The sequence below is a fragment of the Kribbella sp. CCNWLW201 genome (genome assembly GCF_037203805.1).
Taxonomy (GTDB): domain Bacteria; phylum Actinomycetota; class Actinomycetes; order Propionibacteriales; family Kribbellaceae; genus Kribbella.
Genome location: NZ_JBBCBQ010000001.1, coordinates 420133 through 432705, shown reverse-complemented (window position 1 = coordinate 432705; position 12573 = coordinate 420133). Strand labels below are relative to the sequence as shown.

Here is a 12573-nt window from a genome sequence, read left to right as displayed (position 1 = left end):
AGTGTCACCACGAGTACTGTCCCGATCGGGAGGTTTCATGCGACCCGATCAACCCGTGCTCTCCGTCGTCGTCCCGATGTACGACGAGGAGGAGGTGCTGCCGATCTTCTTCGAGCGGATGCACCCGGTGCTGGACGGGCTCGGGATCACCTACGAGCTGGTCGTGGTGGACGACGGCAGCCGGGATCAGACCGCGGCGCTGCTGCTCAAGGCGACCACGGATTGGCCGCAGTTGCGCGTCGTACGGCTGCTGCGGAACAGCGGGCATCAGGCCGCGCAGTCGGCCGGCTTCCGGCGGGCGCGGGGTGAGTACGTCGTCACGATCGACGCCGACCTGCAGGATCCGCCGGAGGTGATCGCGGAGTTCCTGACGGCGGCGCGCGAGCAGGATGTCGATGTCGTGTACGGCGTCCGGTCGGACCGGTCGAGTGACACCTGGCTGAAGCGGACGACTGCCCGGATGTACTACCGGCTGATGTGCCGGCTGGTCGGCAAGCAGATCCCGTTCGACGCGGGCGACTTCCGGCTCGTCTCACGGCGGGTGGTCGATGCGGTCAACGCGTTGCCGGAGGACGGCCGGGTGTTCCGACTCGTCATCCCGTGGCTCGGGTTTCCCAGCACGGAAGTGCAGTACGTCCGGGCCGAGCGGGCCGCCGGAACGACGAAGTACAACTTCTCGAAGATGCTCCGGCTGGCCTTCGACAGCGTGACCGCGTTCTCGGCCGCGCCGCTCAGGTTGGCGACCTGGCTCGGGCTGCTCGGTGGTCTCATGTCGGGACTGTTCGTGGTCGGCGCGCTGATCATCAAGCTGACCGGCCGCAGTATCCCGGGCTGGACGTCGACCGTGCTGGCGGTCAGCGTGATCGGCGCGATCCAGCTCCTCTGCCTCGGCCTCCTGGGCGAGTACGTCGCGAGGCTCTTCCAGTCGAGTCAGCGCCGCCCGCAGTTCCTCGTCGGCTACGACAGCCTCGAAGACCCCGGACACCACACCTACTCGGAGACCGTCGACGACAGCGACTAAGCTCCCTGCCCTATGAGTTGGTACGACGCGCTCGAGGCCGGTGAGCTGACCGTGCGGCCGTCCGTGGACGCGGCGAAGCGGTTCGGGGTCTCGATCGACCGGATGTCGGTGTCCGCCTCGGCCGGTACGCCGCTGGCCGAAGTGCTGGCCGCGGTCGAGAAGTCGACCGCCGACGTGATCGTGCTGCGCTACCCAGCGCGGGAGACCACCTGGTTCGCCGCGCTGTCGAGCGGACCGCGGCAGGCCTTGCTGGCCGACACGGTCACGTACTGGGCGCTCCCGGTCGGCAAGGGTCGGCGGCCGGCGCCCCTGGCCGGGTTCACCGCGCAGGTGGAGCCGACGGCCGACGACGTACTCGTGGATGACCTGGTCGCGGACGTCTTCGGCGACTCCGGGAACCACTACTGCGCCAACCCGATCTTCGACCGCGGCCTCGCGCTGGCCGGTCGGCAGGAGTGGGCCCGGCGGCGGATCGCCGACGTGGGCGCGGTGGTGCTGCGCGGCCCCGACCGGCGGGTCCTCGCACTGGGGTCGGTCGATCAGCAGCGCTCGTGGACCGAGATCCAGCTGGCCGGCGTCGTACCGGCCGAACAGGGCCGTGGCCGCTACGGTCACCTGCTCGCCTCGATCGAGGACGCCTGCACGACCAGGCGGCTGGTCGTGTCGACTCAGTCACACCACACCGGCATCCAGCGGGTCTGGGCCCGGTACGGATTCGAGCCGGTGCATAACCTTCTGACGGTCCACCTCGTTGCCGCTGGGTAGAGAGTGCTTTGGGGGGCACGCATACCTGAGCGACAGCCGAGGGGAGTTTTGCCGGAGTGACGCCGCGGCTGAGCGTGGTGGTGCCCTTCTACAACGTCGGTGAGTACATCGGAGCCTGTCTGGACTCGATCCGGCGGCAGACCTGGAGCGACTTCGAGGCGATCCTGGTCGACGACGGCTCACCCGACGACAGCGCGGTGGTGGCGAAGGAGTTCTGCGCGCTGGACCCCCGGTTCCGGGTCGTCCAGCAGGAGAACGCCGGTCCCGGGCCGGCCCGGGACACCGGGATCCGCGAGGCGACGGGCGAGTACCTGGCCTTCGTCGACGGCGACGACCTGGTCTCCCGGCACGGCTTCGCGGCGCTGATCCGAACGCTTGACCGGACCGGGTCCGACTTCGCCGGCGGCAACGCGCGGCGGTTCAACAACAGCTTCGGGGTCCGGCCGTCGTGGCTGCACCGGCAACCCTTCGCCCGCGTCCGGCACGCGACCCACGTGACCGAGGTGCCCGATCTCGTCCTGGACCGGATGCTCTGGAACAAGGTGTACCGGCGGTCCTTCTGGACCGAGTACGGGTACCGCTTCCCGGCCATCCGCTACGAGGACTATCCGGTCGCGCTGAAGGCCCACCTGGACGCGGTGACCGTGGACACGATCACCCAGCCGGTCTACTACTGGCGCGAGCGGGAGTCGGGTGAGTCGATCACCCAGCAGAGGTTCCAGCTCGGGAACATCCGCGACCGGGTCGTCTCGGCCGGGATGGTAATCGACCTCGTCGAGGACAGCGTGCCGGTGGTCCGCCGGCGGGTGCACGCGCACCTGGCCCAGATCGACCTCCTCACCCTGGTGTCCGCGTTCGGCTCGGTGCCCGTCGAGGAGGAGCAGCACCTCGTCGAGCTGTCCCGCGAGCTGCTCGATCGGCTCGACGACTCGGTTCTGGCCACCGCCCACCGGTACGACCGGATTCAGCACGCGGCGCTCCGGTCCGGGGACGTCGATTTGCTCCGGCGGCTCGCGGTCTTCCGCAACGACGGCGGACTGCGCGGCGGCGCCCGGGCTGTGCCCCGGCAGCGGCGGCCCCGGCGGCTCGACTACAACTACCCGGGCCTGCGTGCGGCCGTCGTACCGCAGGAGCTGTACCGGGTCTCGGAGAAGAGCCTGACTCTGACGACGAGTGTGCGCGAGGTCGCGTGGGTCGACGGCGCGTTGTCGGTCAAGGGCACTGCGGAGATCCGTCACCTGGAAACCGACCGATCCTCGAGCCTGCAGATCTCCCTGGTCATCGACGACACTGCGTATCCGCTCGAGGTACGGCGGTACGACGCGCTGGACCTGCACGGGGACACGACGATGGTCGGGTTCGAGGTCCAGCTGGATCGCGAGTTGCTCGCCGGTTGCACGGCCGATCCGGCGCACTTCGACGTACAGATGACGTCCGGGCGGCGGCGTCGCCGGGGCCTGCTCGGTGGGCAGGGGCCGGGAAGTCCCGGTTGGCCGCCCGGTGCGTGGATCGACGAGACGAACTGGATTCAGCCTGGCCCGGGCAAGAACGGACGCTTCGCGGTCCGGCGACTGACGGATCCTTGCCGGTTGACCTCGGTCGAGCGGACCCCGGATGCGCTGGTGCTGCACGGCCGGTCGTCGTTCGACGATCCGTCGTTGTTCGTCACCCGGCCGATCCTCGGCGGCGAGGACGAGGTGCCGTTGGAGGTCGACGGTCGCGACTTCACCGCCCGGCTGGAGATCCGGGACATCCTGGCGCAGGCGAATCCGGACGACCCGTTCGGGCAGCGGACGACGCGCGTGTTCCGGCTCCGCGGTCCCGAGGGGGAGCAGCGAGTGTTGCTGTGGACGGCCGGTGACTCCGCGGTCTCGCAGACCATGGGCGGCCGGGTGGTGACGCTGACGCGGTCGACCGGTGGGTACGTGAACCTGCACGAGTCCCCGATCCGGCGGACGGCCACGGCTGCGGTTGCTGCAGGCAACATGTTGGTGGTGCGCGGGGATGGGGGTGACGCCGGGTTTAGCTGGCGGCGGTACCTGGCCGACTCCGACGATCACCTCGATGTGGCCTGTCGCCGTACGTTGTCCGAGGACGGCTGGGAAGCGGCTGTCGACGTGGACGCGTTGATTCCCGAGGCGGCGGACCGGGTCTCCGACGACCCGTTGGCCTCGCTGGCGGACTGGATCCTGTTCGCGACGGCGCCGGACGGCTCGTCGCACGCCGTGCAGTGCGAGCCCTTCCTGTACAGCCGGTTGCCCCTGACGATCTCGCGTGATTCTCACGCTCTCGCCGTACGACCACATGCCGGCACTCTGCACGTGGAGGTGCGCTGATGCATCATCACAATCACTACTACGGTCAGGCGCACATCCTGTCCCGCTATGCGGGTCTGGACTTCGATCACCCGCCCCGGTTGCGCGGATATCTGCAGCACGGCTGGAACATCGGCTGCGGGTGGAACCCGGTGCACGAGTTCTACGACGGCGCCTGGCGGTTCACCTGGAGCGACGCACCGCGGCGGCGCGGGCATTCGCTGGGGCGGCGGAACTACCACAGCATCGGCGCACCCTTCCTTTACCTGCTGGAGTTGGAGCAGGAGACCGAGCCGGTCGAGCGCGAGGGAACGCTGTGGTTCCTCTTCCACGGTTGGGAAGGCGGCAAGATCCACGGTGACCACCAGCGCCTGATCGACGAGATCCGGGAGACCGAACCCGGCCCGGTCACCTTCAGCCTCTACTACACCGAGTACGACCGCCCCGAGGTCCGCGGGTTCTACGAGGACGCGGGCTTCCGGGTGGTGTCGTTCGGGCGGCGCGGGTTCTCCTACGAGGGGACGGACCGGCGCTTCCTGTTCAAGCAGCTGGACGAGCTGCGGCGGCACAAGCGGGTCGCCGCCAACCGGTTGTCGACGGCAATCTTCTACGGCGTCGCGGCCGGTTGCGAACCGGCGGTGTACGGCGACCCGATGGAGATGGACGGCGAGAACCCCTTGTTCGGCGGGCAGAGCCGGATCGAGCGGCTCTGGCCGGAGATGCTCGGTACGTCGATCGACCTGGAAGCCGCCCGGGCCACGACCGACCTGGAACTCGGCAAGCCCTGGATGATGCCGGCCGCGGAGCTGCGGATGCTGTTCGATTGGAGAGAGCGTGTCTGAGGTGCAGGTGGTTCGCGGCGAGATGCAACCGTGGACCGATCGGACGGCGCATCAGCCGGCCCTGGCGGCGCTGCTGACCGAGGTCGTCCCAGCCAACCGCCGGACGCTGATCGTCGGGCCGCACTCGCCACTGCTGATCGAGTCGGTTCTGGAGCACTCCGCCGACGTGACCATCCTGGTTCGCTCCGTCTCGGATGCGCAGCAGTTGGCCGAGGACTTCGGGCCCTGCCTCCAGGTGGTCGCTGGTGCTCTGGACGGGTTGACGTCGGCGCAACCGTTCGAGGTGGTTGTCGCTGCCGACGGTCTCGACCGGGTGCTCGGTTACGACAGTGGCGACCTCAGCTGGACCGAGCGGATGGACGCTTTGGCGGCACTCGCTGCTCCGGATGCGGTGGTCGTGATCGGTCTCGAGAACGAGTTCGCCCTGGTGAATCTGCTGGACAGCCGTCCGGCCGACGAGCGGCATGGGGACGACGAGTGGCGTCCGCTGCACAACGACCCGACCCGCCCGGTGTCGGTCGATCAGCTCGCGTCCGCGCTGCCGTGGACCGCACAGGTGTACGCCGACTTCGGCTCCCGGATGTTCGTCACGGCGGAGGTCGCGGCGGCTGCTCGCCCGGGGGAGTTGCCGACCCGGTTGGCCGCGGAAGCACTCGAAGCCCTGGACGTTCCGCTGCTGTCGCCGATCGATCAAGGCGTCGACTCGGCCGCCCGGGCCGGCCTGCTACCGGCTATTCCCACCGGCTGGCTCGCGATCTCCGGCACCAACGCTACGCATGACCTGTACGCCCAGACCGGCCAGGCAGTCCTCACCGCGGATCGGGTGCCAACTGGTTGGCAAACCACCATCGTCGGGCCGCCGACCACCACCGCGCCTGCGACCACCGCAGTCGCCGCCCCCGACGTTCCGGCCCTCGATGCTCCGGCCTCCGATGCCGCGCCCTCCGCGACCACACCGCGCTTCGACGCGAGCGTCGTACCCGTTGACGTTCCCAGCGGGGTGACCGTCGAGTCCGTGCTCGTCCGGCTGGCCGCCGCCGAAGATGTGCCGGCCTTCCGCAAGCTGGCCGCTCGCCTCGGGGAATGGGCGACTGATTCTTCTGTCGTTCTCCGGTGGGACGACGTCGTGGTTGACGGAGACAGCTTTGCTCACGGGGTTTCGCCGTGGGTGACCGCGGAGCCAACAGGTAAAGAGGACTTGCTCGCGGCCGCCTGGTACAGGTTCCACGACCGGCTGATCGGGCAGCACCATCGCCATCCCTGGCCGCCGTGGATGGTCGGTGATGACTTGGTCTCCGCCTGGCTGGGGATGTCCGGTGTCGAACCGCTGGAATCCGTGCCGGCGACCTCACCTGACACTCCGCCGGCGTCCGCCGTACAAGTTGCTCGTGGCAAGCAACTCGCGGAGGAGCTGGCGCTCGTGCTGGAGACGCGCGAGCGGACCGCGCCCGACGTACGGTCTGCCCTGGCCGCGGCCGAGCGGGCCCAGCAGGAGCTGGTCGAGCTCAAGGGGCATGTCTTCGGTCTGGAGCGCACCCTCGGGTTCCGGAACAAGGCGATGAAGACGCGGGAGAATCGCATCCGCGAACTCCGCACCCAGTTGCAGAAGCTGACCGTGGACCACGATCGCATCCGCGGGTCACGCACGTACGCCGTCTCCCGGGTGATCTTCCACGCCGCTCAGATCCGCCGGCCGCGCGTGGTGGTTCGCAAGGTGTCTCGCCGCCTGCGCAGACGATGATGACGCCGCGATTGAGTGTGGTGGTGCCGTTCTACAACGTCGGTGCCTACATCGGCGACTGTCTGGACTCGATCGCGCGGCAGACCTGGACCGACTTCGAGGCGATCCTGGTCGACGACGGTTCACCGGACGACAGCGCGGTCGTGGCGAAGGAGTTCTGCACCCGCGACTCCCGGTTCCGGATCGTCCAGCAGGACAATGCCGGACTCGGACCAGCCCGCAACACCGGTGTCGAACACGCCGTCGGGGAGTACGTCGCTTTTGTCGACAGCGACGACCTGGTCACCCGGCACGGGTTCGGGATGTTGGTGCGGACGCTGGACCGGACCGGCTCGGACTTCGCCGGCGGCAACGCGCGGCGGTTCAACAACAGCTATGGCGTCCGGCCGTCCTGGCTGCATGGACAGTGCTTCACCACCGACCGGCTCGCCACGCATGTGTCGGAGACACCTGAGCTCGTGCTGGACCGGATGGTCTGGAACAAGGTCTACCGGCGTTCGTTCTGGAACGAGTACGGGTACCGCTTCCCGGCCATCCGCTACGAGGACTACCCGGTCACTCTCAAGGCTCACCTCGACGCGGTCACGGTCGACACCCTCGCTGCGCCGGTGTACTACTGGCGCGAGCGGGAGTCGGGTGACTCGATCACCCAGCAGAAGTTCCAGCTCGGCAACCTCCGTGACCGGGTCGTCTCGGCCGGTCTGGTGCTGGATCTGGTCGAGGATGCCGAGCCGTCGATCCGCCAGGGAGTGCATTCGCATTTCACCCAGATCGACCTGCTCGCCGTGCTGACGGCCTTCGCCACGGTGCCCGAGCAGGACGAGCAGCAACTCCTCGGGCTCGCCCACGACCTTCTTGATCGGCTCGATGAGTCGGTGCTCGGTGCGGCACCTCGGTTCGACCGGCTGCAGTATGCGGCGATCCGGTCCGGGGACCTCGACCTACTCCGGCGGCTCGCGGTGTTCCGCAACGACGGCGGACTGCGTGACGTGCGCGCGGTGGCCCGTCCGTGGGGGCGGTGGCAGCTCGACTATCCGGGCGTCCGTAAGACCGCCGTACCGCAGGAGCTGTTCCAGGCGTCGGAGGACGACCTGACCCTGGCGACGAGTGTGCGCGAGGTGACATGGGTCGACGGTGAGCTGTCGGTCAAGGGCACGGCCGAGATCCGTCACCTGGAGACCGACAGCTCGTCGAGCCTCCGGATCTCGCTCGTCATCGCCGGGCGGCCTTATCCGTTGCGGGTACGGCGATACGCCGCGACGGATGTGCGCGGTGACGAGCGCATGGTCGGGTTCCACGTACGGCTGGATCGCGAGCTGCTCGCCAAGTGCACGGCCGGTCCGGCGTACTTCGACGTACGGATGAAGTCCGGTCGGGTACGGCGGCGGGACCTGCTGCGCGGGCAACAGGCAGGGAGCCCGGGGTGGCCTCCGGGGGCGTGGATCGACGAGACGAGCTGGATCCAGCCCGGTCGCGGCGCGGACGGTTGTTTCGCGATCCGGCGGCTGAAGGATCCGTGCCGGTTGACCTCGGTCGAGCAGACTCCGGATGCGCTGGTCCTGCACGGGCGGTCGTCGTTCGACCGGCCGTCGTTGTTCGTCACCCGGCCGATGTCGGGCGGTGAGGAACAGGTCCCGTTGGAGGTCGACGGGCTGGACTTCACCGCTCGGTTGCCACTCCGGCCCGTCCTCGAGGAGACGAACCCGGACGACCCGTTCAGCCAGCGGACGACGCGGGCGTTCCGGCTGCGCGGTCCCGAGGGGCAGGAGCAGGTGCTGTTGTGGACGGCCGGCGAGCGGCTGGTGTCGCATGCCGAGGGCGGCCGGGTGGTGATGCTGACCCGCTCCACGGGTGGGTACGTGAACCTGCACGAGTCACCGATCCGGATGACGGCCACCGCTGCTGTTGCTGCTGGCAACATGTTGGTGGTGCGGGGTCCTGACTGGGGCGACGTCGAGTTTGGCTGGCGGCGTTACCTGGCCGACTCCGACGACCATGTCGACGTGTCATGCCGCCGTACGGTCTCGGATGACGGCTGGGCGGCCGTCGTGGAGGTGGACGCGTTGACGCGACCGGCGGACTGGATCCTGTTCGCGACGGCGCCGGACGGTTCGTCACACGCCGTGCAGTGCGATCCCTTCCTGTCCAGCCGGTTGCCGTTGACGATCTCGTGCGGCGCGCACACCCTCGCCGTTCGGCCGCAGGCGGGGACGCTGCACGTCGAGGTGCGTTAGCGGCGGGCGACCAGGAGTTGGTGGGTGTCGGGCCAGTCGATCGGGTCGCCGTCCGGGGTGGTGATTGAGGCGACCGGCGCGATCCGGTTGTCGATCACCCAGTCGTTCCGCCACGCCTTCGAGGCCGGGTCGATGGTGAATCCGGCCCGCTCGGCGACCGCGGACCAGCCGGCGAAGTTCAGTCCGCAGAACTGCTCGTGCGTCTCGCTCAGCCAGTTGTCCACGTAGTCCTTCCGGGTCAGGAAGTCCATCGCGTTCGCCAGGCGGAGCACCAGGCCGTCTTTGTGTACGTCGTACTCGAACGGGACACGCGCATTGCGCCGGAAGTCGTGGGCGAACTGGAAGAACCTCGCCCGGGTGGACAGTTGGCGCACGTACGACGCTGGGTCGTCGAGCGACTCGAGTTCGGTGATATCGGCCGGGTTCGTGCCGTCGCTGTCGTCCAGTCGCAGTACGACGGGACGATCGGGCTCGGTGGGTCCGCAGACGTCGGAGTTGACCCAGACGCCGTCGGGCGCGGTGTGGGCGAAGAGGGCCTCGGCGAATCGCTGGACTGTCTCGGGCCGCGAGCCGTCGGCGTACGACCAGATCTCGTGGGTGAGCGCGAGGGTCAGCGTGGTGTGGATCGACCGCGGCGGGAAGACGGTCGAGCCGAGCATGTTGCGCTGGTAGAAGTAGACATTCGGATTGTCGAAGCGACCCTGCTCCTTCTTGTGCACGCATTCGGCGTACAGGTGCCGGGCGACCTCGACCCCGATCAGGTCCGACTCGTGGAAGCGCGGGTCCGCGTCGATCAGTTGCAGCGTCGCGCCGGTCGCGCAGCCGATGTCGAGGATCCGCCCGGGGCGGACGAAGTCCTTGATCTGCTGCCATTTCCGGTCGGCCGCGTCCTCGAAGGCGTCGGCGTACGTCTTGTAGTCCCGGGTCGTGGTGAGCCCGCCGTCGTCGCCGACCACCGGATCGTTCACACACCGGGTGATCTGCGCGTCCAGCCCGTACCGCTCGAACACGTCCACCGTCGCCGGATGCGCCAGCTCCCGCCACCCATCGTTGCCCTCGGCAATCATCAGCAGCACGTCCCACGGCCGCGCGACGCCGGGCGGCTCGACCCCGATCACGTCGTACCCAAGCTGCTCGTACAACTTGCTCACCTCGGGCGTCGAACAAGCCACCACGGTGTTGGCCGGCGTCAACCGGACGAGATCATCGGTCCCCGCCTCGATGGCCTTCACCGTCACCTCGGCGAACTCGTCCGTCGGCCGCGTATCCACCACCCCGACCACGATCGACCGAATCCCCTCGGTCACACTGAACCGCTCGATCGCTGCCTCCCGCCGATCGAACCCCACCGGATTCCGCTTGGTCATATGGTGATTGGCCGAAGTCACCGCCCACACCACGGTCGTGCCCTCGGCACGCTCGCGCAGAAACTCCGCCTGAAACCGAGTCAACACATGATGCCGCCCCGGAAACAACAAGTACTCGCTCACGCCCAAACCTTCCCGCTACCACGCCTCGACACCGCATGATCCCAGCAGGAGGGGGCCTCGGCCCGCACGACACCGCCCCTCCATCTGTCGTGGGCCAGCCCACCTCGGCGTGGGTTGGCCAACCAGATTCCGGTGTGTCAACCCACGCTCTGGTGGGTCGACGACCGAGGCGGTTCGGGCCCACCAGGGTGCGTGACTGGTAGGCCGGATAAGTCCGGTATGCGGGCGGATTGCGGGGTAGAGTCGGGACCTGGGACACCTTCTCGGGACCGGGGACATCTGGTGCGATGTCCCAGCTCCCCATTTGGTGTCCCAGGTCCGGACCGGCACCTGGCTTTCGGTCCGGGAATCCCGCCATGCGGACGAACCTGGCCACATGCCGGGCACACCTCTGCGGCGCACACCGCCACGACACTCACGCAGCCCCGGAGCCGCGCCCCCGGTCAGCCCACCTCAGCGTGGGTTGGCCAACCAGATTCCGGTGTGCCAACCCTCACTCTGGTTGGTCAGCCCACCTCGGGCGGCATCAGTGCCGGCGTAGGTCAGTCTCGAGGCTGGTCAGAGTAGGTCCCAGGTGAGGGGGGTGCCGGCTTTGGTGTCTGTTCGGAAGGGGCGGCCCGCGACCTGCTGGTAGAGGTCGGGGGGCAGGCCGCCGGCGGGGCGGATGGAGCGGACGTTTTCGGGGGTGACGGGGTCGCCGGCTTTGACGTCTTGGGTGACGTAGAGGGAGCGGCGGAAGCGGAGGACGTTCTGTTCGGCTTGTTTGGGGCCGATGACGGGTTCGCCCAGGGCGAGGTGGGCGATGTGGGTGTTCTCGACCAGGGCGGCGAGCTCGGCGGGTTCGAGGGAGAAGGCCGAGTCGACGCCGCCGTCGGCTCGGTCGAGGGTGACGTGCTTCTCGATGACGGTGGCGCCCAGCGCGACGGCGGCGATGGCGGCGCCGATGCCCATGGTGTGGTCGGACAGGCCGACCTGGAGGCCGAGGGCGTCGCGGAGGACCGGGATGGCGCGGAGGTTCGACTGCTCGGCCGGCGCGGGGTAGCTCGCCGTACAGGAGAGGACGATGATCTGCTCGTTGCCGGTGGAGCGGGCGGCGCGGACCGCGGCGTCGATGTCGGTGAGGGTGGCCGAGCCGGTGGAGATGATGATCGGCTTGCCGGTCTCCGCCATCCCGCGGACCAGCGGCAGGTCGCCGATCTCGTTCGAGGCGACCTTGTACGCCGGGACGTCCAGCTTCTCCAGGAAGTCGATGGCCGTCTGGTCGAAGGCCGAGGAGAACGCGACCAGCCCGAGTGAGGACGCCAGCTCGAAGATCGGCTCGTGCCACTCCCACGGCGTGTGTGCCTCGGCGTAGAGGTCGTAGAGCCGGGCGTCACTCCACAGCTCGTGCTCCGACGGCAGCCGGAACGCCGGCAGATCGACGTCGAGCGTCATCGTGTCCGCGGTGTACGTCTGCAGCTTCAGCGCCTGCGCACCCGACTCCGCCACCGCGCGGACGATGTCCTTGGCCCGCTCGAGATCGCCGTTGTGGTTCCCCGACATCTCCGCGATGACGAACGGCTGGTGATCCGGCCCCACCGGCACCGCACCGAAATGGATGGTGCTCATCTCTTCCCCTGTCTGCGGTCCTGCTTGCGCAGGCTGATCGGAATCACGGTCAGCTCGCGGCCGTCGGCGTACCGGATCTCCGGCGTTCCCTCGGTGAAGCGGAAGCGCCGGTTCATCTGCCGGACCACGGTGTTGTGCGCCAGCACCTCGCCGGTGAGCAGCTCGAGGCCGAGCTCGTCGAACGCGTACGACGTCGCCTCGCGCATCACCTCGATCCACGCCGGCAACGTCTCACCCCGCTCGGCCAGCCCGTCCGCGTCGAGGAAGAACCCCCACGAGCCGGTCGATCCTTCGACGTCGAAGAAGTTCACCACTCCGGCCGTCGTACCGTCACGCTCGTAGATCAGCACCCGGCGGGTCGGGTCGACCGAGGTCTTCGCCCACCACGCGGCGTGCTCGTCGGCGCTGATCTCGTGCGCGGTGATGCTGACATCGCGATTGGCCTGCTGGTTTCGCAACCGCCGGATCGTGTCGACATCCTGTTCTGTGGCGCTGCGCAGCATGCACCTAACCTAGCGCCTCGTCAAGGAGCGTTCGGCACGCCTAGCGGCGCCCCA

At 68.5% G+C, this 12573-nt stretch carries 9 protein-coding genes; 6 read left to right on the top strand and 3 right to left on the bottom strand.

The window, feature by feature from the left end:
- Window positions 1–37 precede the first annotated feature (37 nt).
- The 6 genes from V9K99_RS01865 to V9K99_RS01840 are packed head-to-tail and all read left to right on the top strand — an operon-like array spanning window position 38 to window position 8918.
- Window positions 38–1021 (top strand): glycosyltransferase family 2 protein, encoded by a 984-nt coding sequence (locus V9K99_RS01865; protein WP_337002839.1) that lies wholly within the window; start codon window positions 38–40, stop codon window positions 1019–1021.
- Between the two features lie 12 nt (window positions 1022–1033).
- Complete coding sequence (locus V9K99_RS01860; protein ID WP_337002841.1) at window positions 1034–1786, top strand: N-acetyltransferase; 753 nt, start codon at window positions 1034–1036, stop codon at window positions 1784–1786.
- Between the two features lie 56 nt (window positions 1787–1842).
- The gene (locus V9K99_RS01855) at window positions 1843–4122 is read left to right on the top strand and encodes a glycosyltransferase family 2 protein (RefSeq protein WP_337002843.1); all 2280 of its coding nucleotides are present in this window, start codon (window positions 1843–1845) and stop codon (window positions 4120–4122) included.
- The gene (locus tag V9K99_RS01850) at window positions 4122–4943 is read left to right on the top strand and encodes a hypothetical protein (RefSeq protein ID WP_337002845.1); all 822 of its coding nucleotides are present in this window, start codon (window positions 4122–4124) and stop codon (window positions 4941–4943) included. Before V9K99_RS01855 ends, V9K99_RS01850 begins: the two co-directional genes overlap by 1 nt.
- Entirely contained in the window at window positions 4936–6684 is a 1749-nt protein-coding gene (locus V9K99_RS01845; protein WP_337002847.1) for a hypothetical protein, read from the top strand. Before V9K99_RS01850 ends, V9K99_RS01845 begins: the two co-directional genes overlap by 8 nt.
- Window positions 6684–8918: a glycosyltransferase family 2 protein gene (locus tag V9K99_RS01840; RefSeq protein WP_337002849.1), complete on the top strand. Its 2235-nt coding sequence runs from the start codon at window positions 6684–6686 to the stop codon at window positions 8916–8918. Before V9K99_RS01845 ends, V9K99_RS01840 begins: the two co-directional genes overlap by 1 nt.
- On the opposite strand, the gene V9K99_RS01835 is transcribed toward V9K99_RS01840, so the two are convergent.
- From V9K99_RS01835 to V9K99_RS01825, 3 genes are all read right to left on the bottom strand, one after another.
- Complete coding sequence (locus tag V9K99_RS01835) at window positions 8915–10285, bottom strand: class I SAM-dependent methyltransferase (protein ID WP_337323618.1); 1371 nt, start codon at window positions 10283–10285, stop codon at window positions 8915–8917. The two genes, V9K99_RS01840 and V9K99_RS01835, sit on opposite strands and share 4 nt — an antisense overlap.
- A gap of 681 nt (window positions 10286–10966) precedes the next feature.
- Window positions 10967–12016 carry a pseudaminic acid synthase gene (gene pseI, locus V9K99_RS01830; RefSeq protein ID WP_337002854.1) on the bottom strand — a complete coding sequence of 350 codons (1050 nt, stop codon included), beginning with the start codon at window positions 12014–12016 and terminating at the stop codon, window positions 10967–10969.
- Window positions 12013–12519 carry a GNAT family N-acetyltransferase gene (locus tag V9K99_RS01825; protein ID WP_337002856.1) on the bottom strand — a complete coding sequence of 169 codons (507 nt, stop codon included), beginning with the start codon at window positions 12517–12519 and terminating at the stop codon, window positions 12013–12015. Before V9K99_RS01825 ends, pseI begins: the two co-directional genes overlap by 4 nt.
- Window positions 12520–12573: the final 54 nt, after the last annotated feature.

Excerpts from the sequence above, each read along its gene's own strand:
- V9K99_RS01865 (WP_337002839.1), top strand. The coding sequence starts at position 38 with ATGCGACCCGATCAACCCGTGCTCTCCGTCGTCGTCCCGATGTACGAC.
- V9K99_RS01860 (WP_337002841.1), top strand. The coding sequence starts at position 1,034 with ATGAGTTGGTACGACGCGCTCGAGGCCGGTGAGCTGACCGTGCGGCCG.
- V9K99_RS01850 (WP_337002845.1), top strand. The coding sequence starts at position 4,122 with ATGCATCATCACAATCACTACTACGGTCAGGCGCACATCCTGTCCCGC.
- V9K99_RS01840 (WP_337002849.1), top strand. The coding sequence starts at position 6,684 with ATGACGCCGCGATTGAGTGTGGTGGTGCCGTTCTACAACGTCGGTGCC.
- V9K99_RS01835 (WP_337323618.1), bottom strand. The coding sequence starts at position 10,285 with ATGACCAAGCGGAATCCGGTGGGGTTCGATCGGCGGGAGGCAGCGATC.
- pseI (WP_337002854.1), bottom strand. The coding sequence starts at position 12,016 with ATGAGCACCATCCATTTCGGTGCGGTGCCGGTGGGGCCGGATCACCAG.
- V9K99_RS01825 (WP_337002856.1), bottom strand. The coding sequence starts at position 12,519 with ATGCTGCGCAGCGCCACAGAACAGGATGTCGACACGATCCGGCGGTTG.